General features: G+C 54.7%; 21 protein-coding genes. 5 read left to right on the top strand and 16 right to left on the bottom strand.

Annotated features, from left to right (window positions below; genetic code table 11):
- The 12 genes from PGL01S_RS28345 to PGL01S_RS28400 all read right to left on the bottom strand — a co-directional run.
- The coding region (locus tag PGL01S_RS28345) for a hypothetical protein (RefSeq protein WP_164775618.1) at window positions 1–411 on the bottom strand (411 nt) is incomplete at its 3' end.
- A 65-nt stretch (window positions 412–476) separates the two neighbouring features.
- A complete protein-coding gene (locus tag PGL01S_RS28350; RefSeq protein WP_127498682.1) occupies window positions 477–1,406 on the bottom strand; it encodes an aldo/keto reductase in 930 nt (309 codons plus the stop codon).
- A 109-nt stretch (window positions 1,407–1,515) separates the two neighbouring features.
- Window positions 1,516–2,364, bottom strand: coding sequence for an SDR family oxidoreductase (locus tag PGL01S_RS28355; RefSeq protein ID WP_127498684.1), 849 nt, complete (start codon window positions 2,362–2,364; stop codon window positions 1,516–1,518).
- Between the two features lie 2 nt (window positions 2,365–2,366).
- Complete coding sequence (uxuA, locus tag PGL01S_RS28360; protein ID WP_127498686.1) at window positions 2,367–3,440, bottom strand: mannonate dehydratase; 1,074 nt, start codon at window positions 3,438–3,440, stop codon at window positions 2,367–2,369.
- A gap of 36 nt (window positions 3,441–3,476) precedes the next feature.
- The gene (locus PGL01S_RS28365; protein ID WP_127498688.1) at window positions 3,477–4,178 is read right to left on the bottom strand and encodes a GntR family transcriptional regulator; all 702 of its coding nucleotides are present in this window, start codon (window positions 4,176–4,178) and stop codon (window positions 3,477–3,479) included.
- 647 nt (window positions 4,179–4,825) lie between these two features.
- Window positions 4,826–5,086, bottom strand: a complete 261-nt coding sequence (locus PGL01S_RS28370) for a hypothetical protein (protein WP_012772333.1) — start codon at window positions 5,084–5,086, stop codon at window positions 4,826–4,828.
- A gap of 226 nt (window positions 5,087–5,312) precedes the next feature.
- Entirely contained in the window at window positions 5,313–5,804 is a 492-nt protein-coding gene (locus tag PGL01S_RS28375) for a hypothetical protein (protein WP_127498690.1), read from the bottom strand.
- A 227-nt stretch (window positions 5,805–6,031) separates the two neighbouring features.
- Entirely contained in the window at window positions 6,032–6,760 is a 729-nt protein-coding gene (locus tag PGL01S_RS28380; protein ID WP_127498692.1) for a polysaccharide deacetylase family protein, read from the bottom strand.
- Between the two features lie 66 nt (window positions 6,761–6,826).
- Complete coding sequence (gene rbsK, locus PGL01S_RS28385) at window positions 6,827–7,774, bottom strand: ribokinase (protein ID WP_127498694.1); 948 nt, start codon at window positions 7,772–7,774, stop codon at window positions 6,827–6,829.
- Between the two features lie 63 nt (window positions 7,775–7,837).
- A complete protein-coding gene (locus PGL01S_RS28390; protein ID WP_127498696.1) occupies window positions 7,838–8,569 on the bottom strand; it encodes an HAD family hydrolase in 732 nt (243 codons plus the stop codon).
- A 91-nt stretch (window positions 8,570–8,660) separates the two neighbouring features.
- On the bottom strand, window positions 8,661–10,445 hold the full coding sequence (locus tag PGL01S_RS28395; RefSeq protein WP_127498698.1) for an AAA family ATPase: 1,785 nt from the start codon (window positions 10,443–10,445) through the stop codon (window positions 8,661–8,663).
- A gap of 112 nt (window positions 10,446–10,557) precedes the next feature.
- Window positions 10,558–11,040 (bottom strand): DUF6530 family protein, encoded by a 483-nt coding sequence (locus PGL01S_RS28400; protein ID WP_127498700.1) that lies wholly within the window; start codon window positions 11,038–11,040, stop codon window positions 10,558–10,560.
- A 278-nt stretch (window positions 11,041–11,318) separates the two neighbouring features.
- On the opposite strand from PGL01S_RS28400, the gene PGL01S_RS28405 reads away from it, so the two are divergent.
- Window positions 11,319–15,074 carry a DUF11 domain-containing protein gene (locus PGL01S_RS28405; RefSeq protein ID WP_127498702.1) on the top strand — a complete coding sequence of 1,252 codons (3,756 nt, stop codon included), beginning with the start codon at window positions 11,319–11,321 and terminating at the stop codon, window positions 15,072–15,074.
- A gap of 42 nt (window positions 15,075–15,116) precedes the next feature.
- Here the strand turns inward: PGL01S_RS28405 and PGL01S_RS28410 are convergent, their stop codons facing one another.
- A complete protein-coding gene (locus PGL01S_RS28410) occupies window positions 15,117–15,488 on the bottom strand; it encodes a winged helix-turn-helix transcriptional regulator (protein ID WP_085982402.1) in 372 nt (123 codons plus the stop codon).
- A 174-nt stretch (window positions 15,489–15,662) separates the two neighbouring features.
- Here PGL01S_RS28410 and PGL01S_RS28415 point away from each other — a divergent pair, with 174 nt between their 5' ends.
- The 4 genes from PGL01S_RS28415 (at window position 15,663) to PGL01S_RS28430 (ending at window position 20,880) form a co-directional block, all read left to right on the top strand.
- Window positions 15,663–16,871 carry an MFS transporter gene (locus PGL01S_RS28415; RefSeq protein WP_127498705.1) on the top strand — a complete coding sequence of 403 codons (1,209 nt, stop codon included), beginning with the start codon at window positions 15,663–15,665 and terminating at the stop codon, window positions 16,869–16,871.
- A gap of 117 nt (window positions 16,872–16,988) precedes the next feature.
- On the top strand, window positions 16,989–17,837 hold the full coding sequence (pgoN, locus tag PGL01S_RS28420) for a glyoxal/methylglyoxal reductase (protein WP_127498707.1): 849 nt from the start codon (window positions 16,989–16,991) through the stop codon (window positions 17,835–17,837).
- A gap of 179 nt (window positions 17,838–18,016) precedes the next feature.
- The gene (locus PGL01S_RS28425) at window positions 18,017–18,643 is read left to right on the top strand and encodes a TetR/AcrR family transcriptional regulator (RefSeq protein WP_127498709.1); all 627 of its coding nucleotides are present in this window, start codon (window positions 18,017–18,019) and stop codon (window positions 18,641–18,643) included.
- A gap of 32 nt (window positions 18,644–18,675) precedes the next feature.
- A complete protein-coding gene (locus tag PGL01S_RS28430) occupies window positions 18,676–20,880 on the top strand; it encodes an MMPL family transporter (protein WP_127498711.1) in 2,205 nt (734 codons plus the stop codon).
- Window positions 20,881–21,474: 594 nt separating this feature from the next.
- Here PGL01S_RS28430 and PGL01S_RS28435 read toward each other — a convergent pair.
- Genes PGL01S_RS28435 through PGL01S_RS28445 form a run of 3 tightly spaced genes read right to left on the bottom strand, consistent with a single transcriptional unit; the run spans window position 21,475 to window position 25,084 of the window.
- Complete coding sequence (locus PGL01S_RS28435) at window positions 21,475–22,473, bottom strand: Rieske 2Fe-2S domain-containing protein (protein ID WP_127498713.1); 999 nt, start codon at window positions 22,471–22,473, stop codon at window positions 21,475–21,477.
- A gap of 17 nt (window positions 22,474–22,490) precedes the next feature.
- Entirely contained in the window at window positions 22,491–23,525 is a 1,035-nt protein-coding gene (locus tag PGL01S_RS28440; protein WP_244935799.1) for a BMP family protein, read from the bottom strand.
- Window positions 23,526–23,560: 35 nt separating this feature from the next.
- On the bottom strand, window positions 23,561–25,084 hold the full coding sequence (locus PGL01S_RS28445; protein WP_127498715.1) for an ABC transporter ATP-binding protein: 1,524 nt from the start codon (window positions 25,082–25,084) through the stop codon (window positions 23,561–23,563).
- Between the last annotated feature and the right edge of the window lie 8 nt (window positions 25,085–25,092).

Consider the following 25,092-nt stretch of genomic DNA (forward strand, 5'->3'; position numbering starts at 1 on the left):
CCCGCCAATCGACAGCCTGTCTTTGTAGTCCATAGCGGCTTGTGCAATCTGTGGGAGATCATGGCCTTCCGTTAAAAGCTGTCGGTCATCGAATAAATAGTAGGCGGGATACCCTCCGCTACCGGCTTCGAGCTGCTCCTCTGCTTTCTTGCCCTCCTCCGTATTCACATCGTAGATAACCGGCGTGAAGCTGCCCGCCATTGCAGCCACCATATCATTAACCGTCCTCGTTTCTTCATCCACCTTATCCTTCACCAATACAACGACTCGCAGCTCCCCGGCCTGTTCCGCGAGATAAGGCGCATAGTCCGGCACTGCCGCTGTATCCGGCTCTTTCTTCTGACTGCAGCCAGCCGCTATAACCAGCACCAGCGCAACAAGCCCTGCTGCTATCCACCTTCTATACACCATCCAACCGCCTTTCCGTCCAAATAGAAAGAGCCAGCCCCCTGAATGGGCCGGCCCTTCACGCATTCCTATTCCTTCGATAACTTCACGTCCTGCGGATGAGGCTCGCTCGCAAGCTGCGCCGCTAGCGCATTCGATGCGACCTGCTCCGGATCCTTGCAGCCCGGAATTACTGCCGTTACGGCCGGGTGCTTGAGGCACCATGCGAGCGCCCAGCTGGCCATGTCCACGCCCTGCGGCACTTCCTCGCGCTGGATGCGCTCGACTTCCTTCAGCTTTTCCAATGTGCTTTCCGCATCGTGACGATGGCGCACATCCGTGCTGCTGAACACGGCTCCCGGCTTGTACTTGCCACTGAGGTATCCGCTCGCCAGCGGTACGCGCGCAAGCACGCCGAGGTCCTGCCGCTGGCAGGACGGGAAGACCTGCTCCTCCGGCACGCGGTCCAGACGGTTGTACACGACTTGGATCGCGCGGGAGCCTACTTTTATCGATGCTTCCGTTTGATGAATGTTGGCGTTGCTGCCGATCGAAGTGCCAAGGAAACGGATTTTGCCCGCCTGCACCTGCTTGTCCAGCGCCGTCCACAAATCATCGTTATCAAACACTTGGTCAGGTCCGGAATGGAACTGATAAAGATCAATGTAGTCAACTTTTAAGGCCTTTAAAGATGCATCCAGCTGTTCGATCACACCCGCCGGGTCAAAAGAATCCGTACGCGTGAACCTTTCATGGAAGTGATGGCCGAATTTCGTTGCGATAATCCAGTCCTCGCGATTGCGGCGGCTGATATAATCGCCAATAAGCGATTCCGACAGATGATCGCCGTAGCATTCCGCGGTATCGATCAGATTGATGCCAAGCTCATGTCCTTTGTCGAGGATCGCATCCGCCTCGCCCTGCGTATACTCGCGGCCCCATTCTCCTCCGAACTGCCACGTTCCGATGCCAATGACCGATACGTTAAGATCCGTGCTTCCGAGTCTCCGGTATTTCACAATCGCCACTCCTTCCGATTTTCACGAACTAAACTGCACCTTATATTACCACATTGCGCTTGCAAGTTTCGAGTTACGGAAGGCTCAGCGGTTCTCTTCCCGCCTAGTCCTATACGCCGGAGTAAGCCATAAAGCCGCCGTCGACCGGAACGGTAATGCCGGTTACGAAGCCGGACACGCTGTCATCGGCAAGCCATACGAGCGTTCCGAGCAGATCCTCCGGTTTGCCAAAGCGGCGCATCGGGGTGTGGGTAATGATTTTGTTCGAGCGCTCGGTCAGGGAGCCGTCTTCGTTCGTAAGAAGCTTACGGTTCTGCTCCGTCAGGAAAAAGCCCGGCGCAATCGCGTTTACGCGAATGCCGACATCCGCCATGTGAACGGCCAGCCATTGCGTAAAGTTGTTGATCGCAGCCTTGGCCGCGCTGTACGCAGGCACCTTCGTCATCGGACTCGGAGCGCTCATCGAGGACATATTAATCACCGTTGCCCCCGGCTTGTTGATCATTTGCTGAGCGAAGACTTGCGTCGGAATCAGGGTGCCGAGAAGATTCAGATCGAAAACAAAGCCAAAGCCTTCTTTTTTCAGATCAAAAAAGCTCGTCACGTCAGGGTTCGCCAGATCGTCCGGATGGAACGTCTCTTTCGTCGTGATGCCGTCCGGATGATTGCCGCCGGCGCCGTTGATCAGAATATCGCAGCTGCCGAGCTGCTCCAGCACAACCGCGCTAGCCTCCTTCACGCTCTCCGCATCCACCACATTGCACGCAACCGCAATAGCCACGCCGCCTGCTTCGCGGATTTCGCGCGCCACGGCTTCGCCTTTTTCCGCCGTGCGGTTCAGAATCGCTACCTTTACGCCTTGGCGGCCCAGCTCTCTTGCCATTTCGGCGCACAGCACGCCGCTTCCTCCCGTAATAACGGCAACCTTGCCCGCTAAATTCTCATGATTAGGTACCATTTTTAGGCATTCCCCTTTCGAATTCGCTCAAGTCCGTCCCAGACGCCCCACAGATACATGATGCCAAGCGCACGGTCATACAGACCGTAGCCCGGACGGCATTCCTCATCCCAGATATGGCGGCCGTGGTCAGGACGCGCATATCCCGTAAACCCGCTCTCGTGGTACGCGCGGACAACCTCCGCAATATCTACCGTGCCGTCGCTCGATTTATGGGAAGTCTCAATGAAATCTCCGTTCTCGTACACGCGCACGTTGCGGATATGGGCAAAAGGAATCCGGTCCGCGAACTCCCGCACCATCGCCGGAATATCGTTATCCGGGTTTGCGCCAAGCGAGCCGCTGCAAAGCGTCAGTCCGTTATACGGGCTGTCTACCAGCTTCAGCAGTCTTGCCAGGTTATCGCGGCTCGTCACGATCCGCGGCAGGCCGAATACCGAGTAAGGAGGATCGTCCGGATGGATGGCCATTTTGATGTCATGCTTCTCGCACACCGGGATGATCTGCTCGAGGAAATATTTCAGATTGTTGAAGAGGTCCTCTTCCGTCACGTCCTTGTACGCTTCGAACAGCGGCGCGAGACGCTTTAGGCGCTCCGGCTCCCAGCCCGGCATCGAGTACGAGGAATTGCCCGCGATGTTGGCAACCAGCTCTTCCGCGCTCATGCTTTGGATTTTGGCTTTATCGAAAAACAGCGCGGTTGAGCCGTCTTCCATCTCCTTGAACAGATCCGTACGCATCCAATCGAAGATCGGCATGAAGTTATAGCAGATGACCTTTACGCCTACCGTCGCCAGCTTCTCGATCGTCCGCTTGTAGTTCTCGATGTAACGGTCGCGCGAAGGCAGGCCCAGCTTAATGTCATCGTGCACGTTAACGCTTTCCACCACTTCCAGATGGAAACCGTATTCGTCGGCCAGACGCTTGTAATCCATGATTTTGTCCATCGGCCATTCTTCGCCTGCCGGCACGTCGTGCAGCGCCCATACGAGGCCTTCTACCCCCGGAATTTGCTTGATCTGCTTCAGACTTACCGAATCATTGCCTTCCCCGTACCAACGAAAAGTCATTCTCATGATAGTTGTCCTCTCCCAAGGAAATTTGAATTTAATCTAATCGGTAAAATAATCCGGATTCGCCTCCCGCAGCTGCGGAAGCTCCTGGTCCAACTTGCGGATATGCTGCTCCAGCCGCGCCGCGGCAAGCTGCTCATCCCCGCTTCGTATCGCCTCGAACAGCTGGCGGTGTTCCTCAATAACGCGGTCCATATGGCCGAACTGGTCAATGGCCAGGTAACGGGCGCGGTTAAGATGCGCGCGCATGTAATAGATCATCTGCATCAGCGTCTCGTTGCCGGCAATCTCCAGAACCGCGCGGTGAAAAGCCTCGTCGAGCTGCATGAACAACGCGATGTCTTTCGCTTCGGCTGCGGCACGCTGCTGCTCCAATAGCGCTTCGAATGCAGCGCTTTCAGCGGAGCGGTCACGCTCGCCCCATTTGGCTGCGGCCAGACGGAACGCGCCAATCTCAAGCTGCTCGCGGATAAAACGGGCCTCGCTCACCTTGCGCGCCGAGATGAGGGCGATTCGCGTGCCCCGCTGCGGGAGCACCTCCAGCAGCTGTTCGCTGACAAGCAGCCTTATGGCTTCCCTTATCGGCGTCCGGCTCACTTTCATCGTCTCGGCCAACTCATTTTCGTAAATCATCGTACCCGGCGCCAGCTTGAACGAAACGATGCTCTCCCGGATCGACTCGTAGATCTGATCGCCCAGCGTCTTGCGCTGCTGCGGCTGCAGCGAAGAAATGAAGGTCATCTGCAATCCTCCTTCCGCGTGTTTCTCTTATCTTTACTTTACTTGTATTCTTGTATACAAGTAAAGTCCTAATTTTTATTACAAGGGGATGGCTGCGCTCGCGGAGGGATTTTTCCCCTCCCCGTCCAGCTTCTGCGCACTCTTTCCGCCTACTTTGGGCGATTCTAACCAACCTTAACGATGTCGCACAGCGTTAAGGTTCACGCTTGACCCTTATTTCATTGCCTTAACGATGCCGCGTATCGTTAAGCTCCGCCTTTTTCGCCCTTTCCGCCTACTGTGGGCGATTCCAACCAACCTTAACGATGTCGCACAGCGTTAAGCTTCACTTTTAACCGTTATTTCATTGCCTTAACGATGCCGCGTATCGTTAAGCTCCGCCTTTTCCGCCCTTTCCGCCTACTTTGGGCGATTCTAACCAACCTTAACGATGTCGCACAGCGTTAAGCTTCACGCTTGACCGTTGTTTCATTGCCTTAACGATGCCGCGTATCGTTAAGCTCCCCCGTCTCGCCAATTTTTCGCCCATCCGCACCCGCCCTGACGCTCGATCTCAGCATAGCGTACCCTCTTCTCGCGCATATAAAAAGCCTTAACGATGCCATACATCGTTAAGGCTTGTCCATCCTACCCATATTCCCTATCGCCTAGCTGAACTCCGTCAGGATCAGGATCAGCGTCAGCGCCGATATGCAAATAATGCCGCCGATAGCCGAGAACAGCATGCTGGCCGTTCTTCCCCGCCTCGCGTCTTCGTAGCTTTGAATAAACAGGACAACGCCCAGCAAAATAACAACCAGGCTTGTCGATAACCGGCTCGGGATCATTCCCGTTACGCCTAGTACAATTAGAACCAGATAGGCCACAGTGGCCGCGTATTTCGTACTTCGCCATCGTTTCAGTCTCATCCCGCACTCAGATCCCCTTTTGCCTGGATTCCACATCGCCAGCTTGTACTCTTGATTATACAGGATATGGAAGGGTTCGGCGACAAAAAAAGGACCAGCGGGCAGTCCAAGCTAGACGTTTAATTTAAGCATCTGCTGCCCCGGCAAGCCTCTGCCTTGGGGTCTCTTCGCAGCCTGCTCATTCCGTCGTAGCCGAAGTGCCGCTGATCCTTTGATTTGCAATGCATTAGCCGTAGTAAGTAACGTTCACCGTAGAACCAATCGGCATCAGTTCCTCGGCATAGTAGCGGATTTTGCTCTTGGCCGTCTCTGTGAAGGGGGAATGGCTGTACGCGGCCAGATGGACCGTTCCGGTACGGACATCGTACCGGTTAAAGGAGACAACAACACCGGCAAACAAATTGTTCAGCACCGCAAACACGGCCGACTGGTCCAGTCTACCCCGCAGCGCCGTCTTCGCAAGCTCCTCGTCAGGCTTTGCGCATGATACCTGATCCGCAGCCGCTTCATTGTACGGCTTCACCGACACGCAAATATCCGGTGACATCCATTCCATCGCATAACGGTGCAGCTTGGCTGCATCCGCTTCGGACAACTGAAGCTGGTCGTCCCATGCATAGATCGTCGCCTTATGATGTCCACAGCTGCGAATGGTGACATATCGAATATGCGGAAAACGTTGTCTGACTGCCTGCTCCCACCAAAGACGAGTTCCCATCGCAATACCACCTTCTCGTGTAAATTGGCCTCCCAACACGTTGATAGCGCTTACAATATTGTATGGCTCTCCGTTCAAACTATTCCACTACTAGCAGAATGGTTCAAGCAGAGCAGAGCAGAATGAGCACACCTTTATCCGGGCCCCTCAAAAATGAGCGGCCGCGTACATAGGTAAAGGGAAAGGTTCGACATCCGCCTCCCCTTTCCCTTCTGCTTCAATCTTCCTCAATATGGATTTAATACACTGTCGCGGTTGTTGATCAGATCGGAGACCGTTACCATCTCGTAGCCTCTTCGCTGGAGCTCCGGCAGAATGATCTTCAGCGCTTCCACCGTCTGCACCGAGCGCGGAACGTAATCGTGGAGCAGAATAATGTCCCCGTTGCGGGCATTGTTCAACACCTTGTTCACAATCTTTTGTACGCCCGGGCTGCGCCAGTCGTTGGTATCCTGATGCCAGGACCATAAGACGGTGGTATAGCCGTTTTTCTTGGCGATTGCAAGCATCTGATCGTTATAAAAGCCGCCCGGCGGGCGGAACAATAAGGGCTTTTTGCCGGTCACCTTCTCTAAAGCCTGCTCTGTCTTCACAATTTCGTTCTGCACCGTTTCGTAGGTCTTTTTCTGCAGGAAGTAGTGGTTGAACGTATGGTTCGCTACCTCATGGCCTTCCGCAATTTCCCGTTTAATCGTTTCCGGGAAGCTCTCCACGCGGTTGCCCACAACGAAAAAAGTCGCCTTCGCATGATATTCCTTCAACAGGTCCAGGATCGGTTCCGTTGTGTCCGGATAAGGCCCGTCATCAAACGTTAACGCGATTCTCTTGTTCTCGCCCGGTACTTCCCAAATGATCTCGCCCCGCTTTTCATAGTAGGCTCTGTCTTTGGTTGCCACTGGCGCCGAAAACCCGCATAAAAGCGCTGTGACCGTTACACCTAATACGAATCGTTTCATACCTATGAAGTTACTCCTCCCTGGATGGCATCATAGGTATTATTCCGCAATTGCTCCGCCATATCCCTAACCGGCGAATTCCTTCCCTTGTTCCTTCGCGAACCTTGCCACTTCTTCTTCCGCAGGCATGCCCGTCTGCGCTCCGAATTTCGTAACCGCCAGCGCGGACGCCATCGAGGCATAATCAACCGCGTCACGCAGGTTCCGTCCGGATGCCAGCGCCACGGCCAATGCGGCATTATAACAATCTCCCGCCCCTGTCGTATCAACTACCGGCATTGTATAACCGTTAATCCGAACAAGCTTGCCCTCTTCATCCAAATAAGCCGAACCGCTTGCGCCCAGCGTCGTCACCACATGAGCGGCTCCAAGCTCCATCATCCGGCGTATAGCCGGCTCCAGCGAATCGCCGTCCGCGCTCATATCCGCATAACCGCTGAGCTCGGTCCGATTCGGCGTAAAATAGTCTACCAGCCCGAACAGCTCTTCAGGCAGCTGCTGCGCCGGCGCAGGGTTCAGCACCACCAGCTTGCCGAGCGCTTTTGCTTTGCGGGCGGCATACAGCACGGTCTCCACCGGAATCTCCAGCTGCAGCAGCACGAGATCCGCTTCCTTCAGCTTGGCCTCGCTGCGGTCGATATCCGCCGGTTCCACAAGTCCGTTCGCCCCCGGAACGACAACAATGCTGTTGTCTCCTTCCGCGACATAGATGGAGGCAATGCCGGACGCCGTTCCCTCTACCCGCTTCACGCCGGCAATATCCACGCCGTCCTTCCGAAGGCTGCCGAGCAGCTCTTCTCCAAAGGCATCGTCGCCTACCGCCCCGATCATCACCGTATCGGCGCCAAGGCGCGCTCCGGCTACCGCCTGGTTAGCCCCTTTGCCGCCCGGAATAAAGCGGACGCGCTGGCCGGTAATCGTCTCTCCTACCTGCGGATACGCGCTCGTCTCCACCACGATATCCATATTCAAGCTGCCGATAACGACAAGCTTTGGTCGACGTTGATTCATCATTGATTCCTTCCTTCATCCGTAATTGCGGCATAAACCACAGCATTCTAATCCCGCTCTTCTTTGCTATAACAGCAGCTTGGCCAATTGCTCGTAATTTACTGCCGTATGATTCGGCGTATGCTCGCCCGATTCCGGGCTTGCCTCCCGGTGGTTGAACCAGATCACCGACCAGCCCGCTTCGAGTGCGCCAATAACGTCATTACGCCAGGAGTCGCCGATATAAACGCTGTTCTCCGGCCTAGTCCCTGTTGCTTCGTTCACGTGATGAAATACCCGTATATCCGGCTTGTCCCAGCCAATCTTGCCGGAGACGAACTGCCGCTCCGGCGGAATGAGATGATCAAGCTCCATCGCCCGGATTTTCCGGAGCTGATGATTCTCGGCGCCGTTCGTCAGCAGACCAACGACATAACCGGCTTTAACCAGCCGTTCAATCAACTCCTTGGCCCCTTCAAACATCGTAATGTTGAACTGGCAGCCAATATAAGCGGCTTGCATAGCGGATGCCTGCTCCTCGCTGAGCGTGATTCCAAACTCCGCAAGGGCCAGCTCGAACCGCCGCCGGCGCATCAGCTCCGTGCTTGAGCCGCTCTCCATCGCGCCTGCCCCGCCCATCTCGAGCGACAGCATGTCGCTATGGTAACGCATCCGGTGGTAAGCCTCTTCGTAAGGAAAGCCTTCCCGGTCCCCAACAATGGCGATAACCGCCTGACGGAAAGGGGATAAATGATCGTACAGCGTATCGTCTACGTCAAAAAAGACGCCTTTTTTCTCCATGCTTTTCTCTTGTACCATGCTTTAAAATAACCGCTCCTCTCTTGCTATGCCTTTTATTGTACCACCGGAACGATAAAAGACCCAGCCATAACGGCCGGGCCTTCTCACTTCAGGATTCCGGCTCCCCGCTGTCGGGATCGGACTCCGGTTCTTTATGATCTTCCCGCTCCGCCGCTTCCTCGATCGGTTCCGCCTCAGGCTGCACCGCCGCCTTGACCGGTGCCGGTGAAGCAGGCGTAACGGTCACTTTCACCTCGGACGGCTCCGGACGCGGCCTGCCATAGAGATCCTGATAGATCCGCTCGATTTCCTCGCCGGTCAGATCACCGTGCAGGAGCAGCTCCTCCGCAATCTTATGCACGAAGTCGGCATGATCGCGGACAAGCTTTTTGACCTGCTGCATCTGATCCTTCAGAAGCTCGTTAATCTGAGGTCGCAGAGACTTCAGGGCATCCATTCGGGATCCGGCGGCCAGGAAGCTGTACAGCTCGTCGCCCATCCCGACCATGCCCAGATAAGCGCCCGCGCTTTCCGTCGCCTGGCGCAGGTCGGAGGTTACGCCGTTCAGCTTCTTGCCGAGGAACTCTTCCTCGACGGCGCGGGCAGCGAGGCAGACCTGAATATGAGCCAGTATCTCGCTGTCGCTCCTGTTATACCGCTCATGCGTCGGCTTCGTAGCCGCAAGCCCAAGCGAGCCGCCGCGCCGGATAATGGTCACCTTCCATACCCGTTCATGCGGCTTGAGCAGGAATTGCGCCACCGCATGCCCTGCTTCGTGGTAAGCCACGTTCCTCTTCTCGTCGTCCTTCATGGAACGAAGAGGCTGCTTCAGGCCCCATTCATACGTCTCCATCGCGGCGCGGAAGTCCTCGTATCCCGCTTCCTGCGCACCCCGCTGATGGGCAATAACGACGGCTTCATTGACGATATGCTTGATTTGGGCCGGGCTGTATCCGATCGTATCCATCGCGGCCTTCTCCGGCGTAAGCGTAGAGTCGGTTTTTATCTTCATGAGATAGTATCCGAACACGTCAACGCGTCCGTCGTAATCCGGTGAGTCCACCCATAGCTGGCGGTCGAAACGGCCCGGGCGGAGCAAAGCCTGGTCCAGCACATCCGGCAGGTTGGTTGCAGCAATGGTCAGCACCGGCGGTCGTTCCGCTTTCTTCCGCAGCAGGCCAAGCTGGCGCAGGAACTTCTTAAACCTCGAGCTGTCGAGGTTCGGAGGGTCCATCTGCAGGAGCAGCTCGTTCAGAAGCCCGGTGCCGCCGCCCATGCCGAACATGCCGCCTCCACCGCCGCCGCTTTGTCTCGACATGCCGATGGCATCTACCTCGTCGATGAAAATAATGCAGGCTCCGTACATGCGCGCCAGCTTCCGGGCTTTTTTGTAGATCCGCATCACCCTCAGGTTGCCGACGCCAAAAAACATGTTCTGAAAGCTTGGAGCGGAGGCGTACGCAAACGGCACTTGCGCTTCGTTGGCAATGACTTGGGCCAGATAGGACTTGCCTGTTCCCGGCGGTCCGCATAGCAGCAGTCCCCGTATGGCCTCGCCGCCCATCTTCTTAAAGTCCTTCACGCCTTTCAGCAGGCTGACGATCCGCTTGGCGTTCTCCACGATCTCCGGATTGCCCCGGTAATCATCCCAAGTGGCGCCGGTCTCCCCGGGCAATACCCAGTAAGTGCGCCCCCTGGACAGAAACCAGAACAAGGCGGCAAACTGAATAATCATGAACAAGATGGCGAACAGCAGCTGAAACAAATAGCTGGAAACAACAAGCGCAGCATTCCAAGCCGTTGGTCCTCCTGACCAGATAAGCGATACGATGATGACGAGGACTACTAGCCTGAGGAGGAATCTACGCCACTTGATCCACTGATAACTCCTCATGGCTTCACTTCCTTTTAAGGTATGCCTTATTCTATGAAATGGCATACCGCCCCATGACTACCATTGCGGGAAGGAAGATTAACGCCGGCTGTCAGAAGGACGAACACAAACCTTAATAGCCAAGCTCCTTCAAAATGCGGGACAACGTGCGCAGACGCTCCCCGTTCAGCTCATCGTCGTCGCTCAGCGCCTGGCTGAACAGCTTGATATCCTGATCGATCTTCTCGTTATCCGTACACACCTCGACGGTCATTGCATCCCCCTGCAGGCCGATGCGGTCAATGACGGGCTTCTCCGGATCGTACAGGTTAGCGTACCGGTAAGATTCTTCGCGAAAATGCTGCATCGACCGGGTGATCAGGATCGCCAGATCCAGCACGCGGTGAAGCGGCAGCTCCTCGGATTGGCGCGACCATTTCTCGCCGGTGTAACGCCATACCTTCGCCGAGATTTCAACCTTGCCTCTGTCGTTCCATTGGGCAAGTCCAAGCGACAGCCCCTTGGCATCCGTATGCTCGGCATAACGTCCATCCACCTGCTCGTAATTTTCAGAGACGATCACCGGTTTATGCTTTAACGTTGTAGGAATTTTCATGGGAAGCTCCTCCGTTTTCAAAAAGAAATATTTATGTCATTAATGTGTTTACTAAATTACTAAATTAGTAGTCCAATTATACTTCCCCAGCTCGTCAGCGTCAAACTTACGTCCATCCTCGTCAATAAACACTTCTATTTATTGGAATCAGTGGCTTTTAAGTGGAAACCCGCTTTTCCTTTACAGAAAACGTACAACCATGGGCAAGCCTCCACTAGTCTATTTGACCTAATTGATCATAATTATGAGTATTTGCGTCCAAAGGAGGCTAATAGCCCATGCCTTTTGTCAATCGCTTTTTTCTAAACCGGACGGGCGGCGCTACCTTTACCGGCAATACGCTAGGTTTAAGCAGGTCGGAAACGGTTGGCGTGCCCGGAACGGTGGATAGTATCGGGGGGTTTACGACGACCAATACCGCCCTTACCTTCGGAACGTATCCCGCAGGGACAACCGGTAATTTTGCGCTCAACAGCTCTTCAGCCATGCTCGTTCTTCCGGCGGGAGCAACCGTGCTCTATGCCGAGCTGATATGGGGCGGTACTTATCTGAACAACGGGGTAGATCTAAGCGCGTTCATTAATAATGCGGTCAGCTTCACCACCCCGGCCGGAACGTTCTCGATCAGCCCGGATCCGGCTACGGCGCAGCAAGTAGTCCTAAGCTCCGGAACCAATGCCTATGTCCGCTCTGCCGCAGTCACTTCGCTTGTCACGGCCGGAGGCACAGGCACGTACACGACGGGCGGCGTAGTCGGAACCATCGTCATTCCCGATCCAACTTCCAACCATGCCGGATGGACGCTGGCCGTCTTCTACGAAGATGTTACTCAACCGCTCCGCAATCTGTCCCTGCGGGTTGGAGCGACCGTCATCCAAGCCTCGCAAGGTCCGGTCGATACGGTCATTACAGGGTTCGCAACCCCTTTTGCCGGCGCGCTTAACGGCAGAGCTTTGGTCGGGGCGCAAGAGGGCGATGCGAACAAAACAGGCGATCGAATGCTGTTCGGGCAAAATGCGGGCAGCCTGACGTCATTGTCAGGACCAAACAACTTTGCCACCAACTTTTTCGCCTCGCAAATCAATAAGAATGACGGAACGCTTGATACAAGCGGAACGTTCGGAACGCGCAATCAGGTAAACGGCACCCCGGGCTCCAATATCATAGGCGGGCGGCAAGGCTGGGACATTACGAATGTGAGCGTGTCCTCTACACTGGCGAATGCTCAGACAGCCGCGGTATTCCGGTTAACGACCAACGGAGACGGCTATCTCGTCGACTCCGTCGGCCTTCAGATCGATATTCAGCAGCCTCAGCTAACCATCGTCAAATCAGCTGACTCCTCAGCTACCGTTATTGGCGATACGGTGGAATACACCGTCGTCATCACGAACGTAGGGATGGTGGATACGACTTCGGTCGTTATGTTTGATTCTGCGATCGGCAATACGACACTCGTGCCGGGAAGCGTAACCTTGAACGGAGTGATGGTCGACGAAGATCCCGTGCTTGGCGTTCCGATCGGTACCCTTGCCGCCGGACAGGTCGCGACCGTCAAGTTCAGGGTAACTGTCGACTCCCTGCCGAATCCGCCTTTTTTGAAGGATCAGGCAACCGCGGCTTATACGTTCAAGGCGACACCGGATGCTCCGCCCATCTCGACCGTTGTCCCTTCCAACATCGTTGAAATACCTGTATTTCTGCCTGCGCTAGTGCTGGAAAAAGAAGCCGATCTCGCGTCCGCTATGGTAGGCGATATCATTACGTACACGCTGACGGTTACGAATATCGGAAATATCGCCTTTGCCGGTGTCGTGAACGACCCGCTGCCGGCCGGCACAAGCTTTGTTGCTGGCAGCGTTTATGTAAACGGCGTGAATCAACCGGGGGACAACCCGAACGTAGGTATCGATATCGGCGTGCTGGATTTTGTCCAAACGACCACGATCCAATATCAGCTTCTAGTGGAGTCGGTTCCGCCAAATAACATTATTCACAACTTGTTTAATACGGCTTATGTCGTCACTTTGCCTAACGGACGCGTCATTCGGGGTACGCAGCCATCGAATCCCGTTAATATCCCGGTTAACTCCCCTATGCTGACGACGGTTAAATCGGCAAATCTGCCCAGCGCCGTTGTGGGCGATATTATTACGTATACGGTTGTTGCGACCAATAACAACGCCACGCCTTTGACAAACGTCATTCTAAGGGACAATATCCCTTTCGGCAGCTCCTTTATTCCGGGAAGCGTCACGATTGACGGCGTTTCTTTTTCGACAGCCAGCCCGATTGACGGCATTCCGGTAGCGGTCCTGCCGGCGAACACAAGCATCACCCAGACCTTCCAGGTGAGGGTTGATTTCCTGCCCGATCCACCCGAGCTTGTCAATCAGGCCGTAGAAACCTTCACGTCCGGTTCCTTCACGGGCACCTCGTTTTCCAATGAAGTCATAGAGCCGGTCGTTCAAGAGGGAATTCAATTAGTCAAGCGAGCCGGCGTCACGGAAGCGAACGTTGGGGATATCGTCAATTACTCGGTTACCGTAACAAACACGGGCAATATCACTATCGTTCCGGTCCTGTTCGATCCGCTTAACGCATACAGCTCCTTTGTTGCCGGAACCGTGCGGATCAACGGCACGCTAAATGCTGCCGCAAGCCCGATTACCGGCATTCCGGTAGGATCTGTTGCTCCCGGCGAGGCTGTTGTCGTCTCCTACGATGTCATCACGACAGCCGTGCCGCCGTCCCAATACTACGTCAACCAAGCGAATGCGGCTTACACGTATACGCCGCCTGGCCGGACACCGCTCACGGGAACCGGAATATCGAACGAGGTGCTTGTCAAAAATCCGATATACACCCTGGACGTTGCGAAATCGGCCAGCGTGACAACAGCCATTGTCGGTGAAAGAATCCTGTACACCATTGCAATCACGAATAACGGCGCCATTCCGGCTACCGATGTCATTGTCACGGACGTCGTTAACGCCGGCACATCCGTCATTCCGGGATCGATTCAGGTAAACGGAGTCCCTGCCATCGGCGATCTTACCGCTGGCTTAAACATCGGCACGCTCGCTCCAGGAGCGACTTCCACCGTAACCTTCCAGTCCCTTGTCACTTCCATTCCGGAGCCTTTCCCGAGAATCGATGATTTCGCGGTAGTCCGGTTCGACGAGGACGAGGTCGACCGTACCCCCGCGGTATCCAACACGGTTTCCATCCGGGTGACGCAGCCCGTTATTACGGCTGCAAAGCAGGCGCTTCAGTCCACCGCTTTTGTCGGAGATACGATTAACTATGTCATTGAAGTCGAGAACCGCGGCTCCTATAACGCCTTGGCCACTTGGTTCGATGTCTTGCCGGAAGGGTCTTCCTTCGTGGCGAACAGCTTGACGGTAAACGGATTCTCCGTGCCCGGGGCGGACCATTATAAAGGGCTTTTCCTCGGAACGATGATCGCCGGAATAAAGAACATCGTTACGTTTATCCTTAAGGTTGAGTCCTATCCGCCCACCGGCGTGCTCGTGAATCAAGGCGATATTTTATTCCAATTCATCTTGCCGGACGGCCAGCTTGTGGATGATCGGGTACGTACGAACCCGGTTACCGTCACGGTACTGAAGCCGCCTACCGTGACCAAATCGGTTAATGTCGGGGAAGTGTTTGTAGGAGACTCCGTTATCTATACGCTGGTCGTGAATAACCCTGAGGTCACAACGCTGGATAGCGCTGTCCTTCACGATCTCGTGCCGGCCGGCCTGTCGTTTATCCCGGGCAGCGTCTCGATAAACGGCGTCAGCTCTCCTGCGGCTAATCCTGCGATAGGCATTCCGCTTGGCATTATCGGCGCGCTGCAGACGGTTCGCGTAACCTTTGCCGCCCAAGCCGTCCAGGAACCGGAGAATCCGCTCACCGTAAACAGCGCCAGCCTCACGTTCAACTATGTCACGCCAAGCGGCGCACGCCTACCGGGCACGGTTCCATCCAATCCGGCGACCGTGCTCATCTCCGACCACGAGGAATAAACAGAAAGCCCATCCGCCAAGTTGGCCGGATGGGCTTATTTTTTAATCATGCAAATTATTAAGGATGTTATCTTCGAGCACCGCTGCTTTGCTGCCGTATTCCTTGATAATGTGCTGCTCTCCCCAATTGCATAAGGAATCAAGGATCGGGCGCAAACTATCTCCGTATGGCGTAAGCTCGTATTCAACCTTCGGGGGCACCTGATTGTAGACAATCCGGTTCACGATGCCGTCGTCCTCCAGCTCCCTTAACTGCTGGGTCAGCATCTTTTGCGTGATAGAAGGCATAAGCCGCTTAAAGTCGCTTGTTCTTTTCTTGCCGTGCGTCAGATGGCATAAAATCACGCATTTCCACTTGCCCCCGATGACTTCAAGCGTTGCTTCCACGGAGATGTTGTATTTCTTCGGCGGTATTATGGTTGTCTCCATTGCTGATCCTCCCGTTCCATAGGTACTTTTTAGTGCCTATATTACTTTTTAGTATCTATATTACAAAATAGTGCGTACTAGTCACATCGACTGATTGCCTCCATAATAGCACTTACCGGCCGAACAATACAACCTTACGAAACGGAGAGTGTTAGCGAAATGGTTACAAAACAGAGCCGCTCGGCGCTGGCGCTGCTCGCGCTGGCCATCAGCTCTTTTGCCATCGGAACGACGGAGTTCATCAGTGTTGGACTCCTGCCTTTAATCTCGGAAGATCTGGACATATCCGTTACGACAGCGGGTTTATCCGTTACTTTATATGCGGTAGGCGTTACCGTGGGGGCGCCGCTGCTTACCGCCCTGACCTCCAGGGTGCCGCGCAAAACGCTGCTGATCGCCATTATGATCATCTTTATTCTCGGCAACAGCCTTGCGGCAAGCGCGGGCAGTATTGCAATGCTGCTCATCGCCCGCGTGATCTCATCCTTCTCGCATGGCGTGTTTATGTCGATCGGCTCTACAATCGCCGCGGATCTTGTCCCTGAAGACCGCCGGGCCAGCGCGATTGCGATGATGTTCTCGGGCCTTACGGTCGCTACCGTGACCGGAGTGCCGCTTGGCACGCTGCTTGGACAGCATATGGGCTGGCGCACCGCTTTTATCGCTATTGCCGTGATTGGCGTCATCGCGCTTATTTCCAATCTGCTGCTTATCCCAAATACCTTGCGCAAGGGTAACCGGACGAAGCTGAGCGAGCCTTTCAAAGTACTGAAGAACGGCCGGCTGCTTCTCGCTTTTGCCATTACGATGCTTGGGTACGGCGGTACGTTTGTCGTCTTCACCTACCTGTCGCCGCTGCTTCATGATATCACCGGGTTTAAAGAGAGCACGATTGCGGGCATTCTGGTTCTGTACGGCGTCGCGATTGCGGTAGGCAATATCATCGGCGGCAAAGCGGCTAACAAAAAGCCTCTGTCGGCTCTGCTTGTGATGTTTATTCTGCAGGCGGTTATTCTGCTGATATTGACGTTTACGGCGCCTTACGCGGCAGCCGCGTTAGTGACGATTACCTTGATGGGCCTGCTGGCCTTCATGAACGTCCCTGGTCTTCAAATGTATGTCGTTCTGCTCGCGGAACGGTATATGCCAAAATCCATTGATGTCGTCTCTGCCTTGAACATCTCGGCCTTTAACGCCGGAATCGCCATTGGCGCTTATGTCGGCGGTATTATTACCGATGAGCTTGGCTTGATTCACACCCCTTGGATTGGCGCGATTATGGTGCTTGGCGCCGTTGCTCTGACGGCATGGAGCCGCTCCATGGAAAACAAAGATACAAAAGGCAAAGAACTGAAAGCTTCGGCTTAAACGAGAACTTATCCGTGTGACCAAACATTAGGTCCATGCTTTCGAAGCATGAATCATCACAAATGGCCTTTATTTAAGGCCATTTGGGTGATAATTCATTTTAGGAGGATTCCCAACATGACAACAGCAAAACATTTAAACGATAAAGTGATTCTGCAAAACGGCGTAGCGATGCCTTGGCTTGGCCTTGGCGTATTCAAAGTAGAAGATGGCAGCGTCGTGATTCAATCCGTGAAAGACGCGATCAAAAACGGCTACCGCAGCATCGATACGGCGGCTATCTACGATAACGAAACCGGCGTTGGCCAGGCTGTCCGCGAATCGATGGCCGAGCATGGCATTGAAAGAGAAGATTTATTTATCACTTCGAAGGTATGGAACGCCGATCTCGGTTACGAGTCGACGCTTGCGGCTTTCGAGACAAGCCTGAACAAGCTTGGCCTGGACTATCTGGATCTGTACCTGATTCACTGGCCGGTTGAAGGCAAATACAAAGACGCATGGCGCGCTCTCGAGACGCTCTACAAGCAAGGCCGCGTGAAGGCGATTGGCGTGAGCAACTTCCATGTGCATCATCTGCAGGACTTAATGAAGGACGCCGAAGTTATCCCAATGGTTGACCAAGTCGAATACCATCCGATGCTTGCCCAGAATGAACTCCGCGCCTTCACCCGCGAGCATAACATTCAACTGGAAGCATGGTCCCCGCTGATGCAAGGCCAGCTGCTTGATCATCCGGTACTGAGCGGAATCGCAGCCAAGCACGGCAAGTCGGTAGCCCAAGTCATCCTGCGCTGGGATCTGCAAAACGGTGTCGTAACGATTCCGAAATCGATCAAGGAATCCCGCATCATCGAGAACGCCCACGTATTTGATTTCGAGCTGTCCTCCGACGATATGGCCGCAATCGACGCTCTGAACGAAGACCGCCGCGTTGGTCCGGACCCGGACAACTTCGATTTCTAATCATTTGTGAACGTGTTTTGAACAAGACAAGCCAGACGAACCTTTTTTGGTTCATCTGGCTTTTTTTTATCTTGCCAATTAATTTATCAAGCGATAAAATAATTTTCGAATCAGTTTATTTATCATGTGATAAAATAAAAGGAGGAAACCGTATTTCAAACAGAAGGAGTATTTAAACGATGGCACGCCGAAAAAAACAACCCCTTGACGAAGCAACCCGCTCGATGATTATCCATACCGCGCATGACTTGTTCATGGAGCATGGCTACCGGTCGGTTACGACTCGCCAGATCGCGGAAGCCTGCGGCCTCACGCAGCCCGCCATGTACCATTATTTCGCGGATAAAGAAGCTCTCTATACCGAGGTGCTGCGAGCCGTTACGGAAGAGACGAAAATCGCGATGAACGAGCTTGTCGCAAGCGAAGGCTCGGTAAGAGAACGACTCATCAAGCTTGTCGTTTATATTTTGAACAACATGCCCGATGATCTGAGCCAGATGGAACGGGACATCCGCCAGGAGCTCCGACCGGAAAACCGGCAGCTCATCAATCAATGGTGGCAGGAATGCTATTTGATACCCATTGCCTCCCTGTTCGAGGAAGGACAGCAGAAGGGCCATTTGAGAGGAGCGGAGCAGCTCGGACTGGATCCGATTCCTTCCGCCTTTACGCTGCTAAGCATGGTTCAACGCAAGCCGCGCGGAGGCGCAAGCGTCCCCATACCGGCGGAAGCACGGGCCACGCGAACTGTCGATATTTTGCTGTACGGGCTTGCCTCGGATCAAGGAAGAGAAGAAAAGATATAAGGTTTAGTTTATTGATAGGGAGATGAGAATTGATGAACGGATTGAAACGTATAGCGGATGCCGTGAGCGGCAAACGGGGACGATGGATCACTTTGGTGCTGTGGATTGTTATTGTAGGTCTTGCCAATGCCTTTCTGCCGTCGTCGAGCGATCATAAAGACGATGCCGCAGCCAATCTTGTGAGCAGCGCCCCATCCGTGCAGGCCGATGCCTTAAACGAGCATAACGGCATTCCGGCTATTATCGCCTGGCATAGAGACGCCGGTCTCACCGACGAGGATCTTGGCCAGATCCAGGCTTTATCCAAGAAGCTGGCGGATCAACCGCTGCCGCAGCAGACAGAGCTGCCGCCGCTTCACGAAATGCCGCTTCCGGCGTTAAAAGCGATGGTGTCGGAAGACGGCACGACCTTTCTGCAGACCGTTGTATTCGACAAGAACGCTTCCTCCGACGATCTGAAGATCAGTCTGGAGCAGCTGCAGGCCGATGCGAATGGCATTTTTCCATCCAAGCCGTTTGACGCCGCCCTGAACGAGGAAGGCCTTGTCGGCCGGATTACCGGACCCGCCGGTATCGGCGTGGACGCCACCTCGCTGTTCAAGGACGCGGACGTGTCCCTTTTGATCGCAACAACGCTGCTTGTGCTCGTTATTCTTTTATTCATTTACCGCTCGCCTATCCTTGCGCTTATCCCGCTGGTCGCGGTTGGCTTCGCTTACGGCTTGACCGGTCCGATTCTCGGCTGGATGGCAGACGAAGGCTGGATCACCTATGATTCGCAAGGTTTATCGATCATGACCGTACTGCTCTTTGGCGCAGGAACGGACTACTGCCTCTTCCTCATTGCCCGCTTCCGCAGCGTGCTGACGGAGGAGTCCAATAAAAAACAAGCCCTGCTCAAAGCACTGGGAGATTCCGGCGGCGCGATTACGATGAGCGGCTTGACCGTAGTGATGTCGCTGCTCGCGTTGCTGCTGGCGGAATACGGCGCGATTCACCGGTTCGCGGTGCCTTTCAGCTTGTCCATCCTCATTATGATGGTCGCAAGCCTTACGCTTGTACCGGCATTGCTTGCCATTCTCGGCCGCGCCTCCTTCTATCCGTTCGTACCGCGTACGCCGGAAATGCAGGCTGCCCGCGCCGCGCGCAAAAACAAACCGCTGCCCGCGCCGAAATCCAAGCCGGCCTTTGGCATCCGACTGGGCGAAGCTATTGTGAAACGTCCGAAGACCATCGCGATTTCCACATTAATCGTGCTTGGCATAACGGCAGCTTTTTCGACTCAAATCAAATTTACGTACGACACGCTGTCTTCCTTCCCGAAGGATATACCTTCCCGCGAAGGCTTCGATTTAATCGGCGATCACTTCTCCAAGGGAAGCCTGGCGAAGGTACAGGTGCTCGTGAAGACCGATGGCAAGAACCTTCCGCTTGATCAGAAGCTTGGAGAGCTGGCGAATATCAGCAGCGTTTCCAAGCCTGCGGCGAATACGAAGGATTCGAGCATCGTCTCCTATAACGTTGAGCTGGCGATGAACCCGTATTCGATTGAAGCGCTCGATATGATACCGGTGATCCGCTCTGCCGCGGAACAATCGCTATCGGATGCCGGCATTACCGATGCGGCGGATAAAGTATGGATTGCGGGCGCGACTGCCGAGCAGTACGATACCCGTCATGAAACAACGAATGATGCCTATCGAATCATTCCCGTTATTATCGGGATGATCGCCTTGCTCCTGCTGCTCTACCTGCGTTCGTTCGTGGCGATGCTGTACTTGATGGGCACCGTGCTGCTCTCCTACTTCAGCGCCTTGGGCATAGGCTGGCTTGTCGTCCATTACCTGTTTGGCGCCGAAGCGATTCAAGGTCTGATTCCGCTGTACGCCTTCGTCTTCCTGGTTGCCCTGGGCGAAGACTACAACATCTTTATGGTGTCGAGCATTTGGAAAAAGAGCAAAACGATGCCGCTTAACCGCGCTATCGTAGAAGGCGTTGCACAGACCGGCGGCGTTATTACTTCCGCGGGCATCATTCTGGCGGGTACCTTCGCCGTGCTCGCAACGCTGCCGATTCAGGTGTTGGTGCAGTTCGGCACCGTAACGGCCATCGGCGTTCTGCTCGATACGTTTATCGTCCGCTCCTTCCTCGTGCCGGCGCTGACGGTATGGATCGGCAAAGGGGTATTCTGGCCGTCGAAGCAAAGAGCCGCTTCCGTTAAGGAAGTGGAGTTGTAAACGACCCAGGTGGCGGTGGCGCCTTTCCGCTTAACGATGCGCGACATCGTTAGGCTAGCAGCTGAGGTCACTTTTAACGTGCTTAACGATGCGCCGCATCTTTAAGCTGGCCCAATGTGCTCCTTTCCACGCGATTCTGGCTGATTTTCAAGTCCTTAACGATGTGCGGCATCGTCAAGCTAGTAGCTGAGGTTACTTTTAATGTGCTTAACGATGTGCCGCATCGTTAAGCTGGCCCAATCTGCTCCTTTCCGCGCGTTTCTAGCCGGTTTTCAAGTCCTTAACGATGCGCCGCATCGTTAAGCAAGCCTAATGTGCTCCTTTCCACGCAATTCTGGCTGATTTTTAAGTCCTTAACGATGTGTGGCATCGTTAAGGACTGCATTGGGGCAGTTTTTAATGTGCTTAACGATGCGCCGCATCGTTAAGCTGGCCTAGACCCACCATTTCGAGCTATTCCGGCCAATTTTCATGTCCTTAACGATGTGCGGCATCGTTAAGACCATTAATAAAATTAAGACCATTAATAAAACAAACAGAGACGACCCCGCCATGCCTTCCGGCTGGCGGGGTCGTCTCTGTTTATGATTGCGGCTACGTTGTGCCAAACGTAACGCCAAGCTCGATGAGCCAGCGGCGGTAGGCGACGGACAGCGAGTCCGCCTTATGATTCAGCTCCAGCTGAAGGTCGAGCGGCAGCAATTCCGGCTTCTGCGTTTCGATAATCCACTTATCCTGCTCGAATACGGTGTCTTGGAAGTTGATGAACTGCTCATCCGGCACGTCGAAGCCGTAATTCCGGGAGACGGACATGTAGACGAGACATTCCTTCTCCTCGACCGGGAGCACCGTCAACAGGATCCACAGCGTCTGCCCTGTAACCGCATCGCGTTTGGACAGCCGGGCTGCAAGCGGGCGGAACACTTCCTTCACGTATACATACGTCGTCCCCTCCTCCATCTCAGAGCCGGAATGGGCTACGGGCTGGAAGATCGGAACATCCCCGGTGTAGACGCGACCAGGCTCCTTATACACCTTAAAGTCCGGCAGCTCCGCATAGTCCGGGTGACCAAGCAGACCGCCGTGTACAAACATCAGATGGGCAAAATCCGTAAAATTCTCGATAACGCGGGTTCCCGCCGCATGCACCGAGTAAGGCCCGCATGGAAGCGGACGGTATTCGGGATTTTCGAACTCTTCCAAATACGGCAGCTCGCTTGTCGGCTCTCCCAGGCAAACCCATACGAGACCATACTTTTCAACGGCCTGGTATTTGGTCGCCTTCGCCCGCAGCGGAATTTTGTCCGTCTTCGCCTGAGCCGGGATACATACGCATGCGCCGCTGCCGTCATACTTCCAGCCGTGGTAAGGGCAGACCAGCGTCTCCCCCTCCACTCTCCCCTTCGACAGCATGGCACCGCGGTGGATGCACAAGTCGCGCAGCGCATAGACCTGGCCGCTTACCGCGCGGAATACGGCCACCCGCTCGCCCAATACGATAACGGAGACAGGCTCTTCCTTAAGGTCTTTCGCAATAAATACGGGATGCCATTCGTTAAGCAGTACGGTATCTTTTACGGTTGCTGTCAGCATATGAGCCACTCTCCTTGTTATTGGTTGCCGATGACTTTCTCGCCGGATTTCAAAGATTCAACAATGGCATTAATCTTGTCCATAATATCCTTCGAGATTTTATCCTCGAAGCTATGGAATGGAGCCAGATATATCGCGCCGTCCTTAACGCCGAGGAGCTGGGATTCGGCCTTCATCTCGCCTTTTTGAATACGCTCCACGACGACCTTCATCGCTTCAGGATAATCCTGAATGACACTGGTGACGACCGTATCCGGACCGTTTGGATTCTGGTCCTGGTTCGAGCCGATGGCCAATACGCCTTTTTGCTGCGCCGCCTCGATTCCTCCGAGTCCGGCCTGGTTCGCATTGGTCATGACGACATCGGCTCCTTTCTCGATAAAGGAGATCGCGGTTTCCTTCGCTTTGGCTACATCGCTGTCGCCGCCCATCATCGTAGACAGCACTTTAATAGAAGGAACCGTCTCCTTCGCGCCAAGCTCAAAGCCCTTCACCGAATTTGTGATTGGAGGGATATCGGAGCCGCCGATTGCCGCAACCGTGCCCGACTTCGACATCAGGGCAGCAATCGAGCCCATCAGGTAACCTTGCTCGCTGTTGTTCAAGCTGAGGGAAGTGAGATTAGGCTCTTGCGAAACGGTCGAGCTGTTGACGAGAAACCAGGTATCCTTATAATCGGGAGCGATATCCTTCATAATGTCTCCGTACTCAAAGCCGTGACCGATAATAACGTCGTAACCGTCATCGGCATAACCGCGGATAAATTCAGCTGCATCGGAGTTGCTTACTTTCTCGGAATAAGCCGTCTCCGCGCCAAGCTCTTCCTTGATCTTCATCAGTCCGGCGTATGCCGTTGCGTTCCAGCCGTTGTCATTGACCGGACCCGGGGTGAGCAAGGCCACCTTCAAGCTTTTGCCGCCGCTGCCCGATGCCCCGGCAGTCCCCGATTCACCGCTGTTCACCGCTTTATTGCTTCCGCAGGCCGCCAATACAACCATCATTACACACATGCCTAATACCGCCATCGATTTCGCCCATTTCCCCATTCTCATCCTAACCCCTCCAAATTGGAATGATATGTCCCCCTCTATATGGCAAAAGAAGCATTTGGCCGGATCCCCGCCATCAACTGGCCGATGCGATCCCTATCCGCGCTTTCTCTATCCATCGTGCCTAGCAGCTCTCCCTTGTACAGCACCGCAATGCGGTCCGACAGCGCCATCACTTCCTCCAGCTCCGTCGAGATAAGCAGAATGGAGCAGCCCTGCTCACTAGCTTCAAGCAGCCGCTTGTGGACATATTCCGCCGCCCCGACATCCATTCCGCGCGTAGGCTGCATCGCGACGATAACCTTCGGATTCAGCATCAGCTCACGGGCCAGAATCACCTTCTGCTGATTGCCTCCGGACAGCCTGCCGACCGGAACCGAGGCGCCTGAGGTCTTAATCGCGAAGCTCTTGATCTGCTCATCCGCGCATTCCCGCATCCTCCTTCTGCTGATGATGCCGCCCTTGCTGAATCTGCGCTTCCGATATTCCTTGGCGATCAGATTCTCCTCCACGCTCATCTGAAGCATAAGCCCTTCCTTATGCCGGTCCTCGGGGATATAAGCGACCCCCTTCTCCTTCATGCTTCGAGGCTGCTGGCGCTGCAGCGCCTCTCCATCCAGCTCGATGATTCCCGCATCCTTGGAACGAAGTCCGAACAGCACCTCGCTCAGCTCGCGCTGCCCGTTGCCGTCTACGCCGGCTATGCCAAGAATCTCTCCCTCCCGGATGCGAAAAGAAATATCCTTAAGGACCGGTACGCCGCTTTCGCTGGCGTGGAGCCCCGTCACCTTCAGACGGTTCGTCTGACTCACGATGCCTGCCTTCCGGACCGGAGCGGCAACATCGCGACCGACCATCATGCGTGCGAGATCGGCCGGCGTTATGCCGTCAAGACTATGCGTGCCGATTAACCTGCCAAGCCGGAGCACGGTTACGCGATCGCAAATCTCCCGAATCTCCTGAAGCTTGTGGCTGATGAAAATAATCGTCTTCCCCTGCTCCTTAAGCGTCCGCAGCACCCGGAACAAATCCTTCACCTCCGAAGGTGTCAGCACCGCCGTCGGCTCATCCAGAATAATAAACTCGGCGCCACGGAACAGCGTCTTGATGATTTCCACGCGCTGCTGCTGACCGACCGACAGGTCGCTAACCTTCGCTTCCGGCCGAACATCCAGACCAAAGCGGTCCGACAGCTCCCGAATCTCCGCGCAAGCCTTCTTAAAGCGAAAGAACGGGCTGCGATCCTGCTTCAATCCAAGCAGCACGTTTTCCGCGACCGTCAGCGCCGGAATGAGCATAAAATGCTGATGCACCATCCCAATCCCCGCGCTGCCCGCCTCACGGGGCGATCCAAACCGAACCGGCTTGCCCTTGTACAGAATCTCGCCTTCGTCGGGCTCCAGCATGCCCGAGAGCATGTTCATAAGCGTGCTTTTGCCGGCACCGTTCTCGCCGAGAAGAGCATGAATCTCACCCTGCCGAATGGCGAGATTCAACCGGTCATTCGCCACAAAGGAACCAAAGCGCTTCACTAAACCTCGGATTTCCAAAATCGGCTCCATAAGCTTCC

Source organism: Paenibacillus glycanilyticus NBRC 16618 (genome assembly GCF_004000805.1).
GTDB classification, from domain to species: domain Bacteria; phylum Bacillota; class Bacilli; order Paenibacillales; family Paenibacillaceae; genus Pristimantibacillus; species Pristimantibacillus glycanilyticus.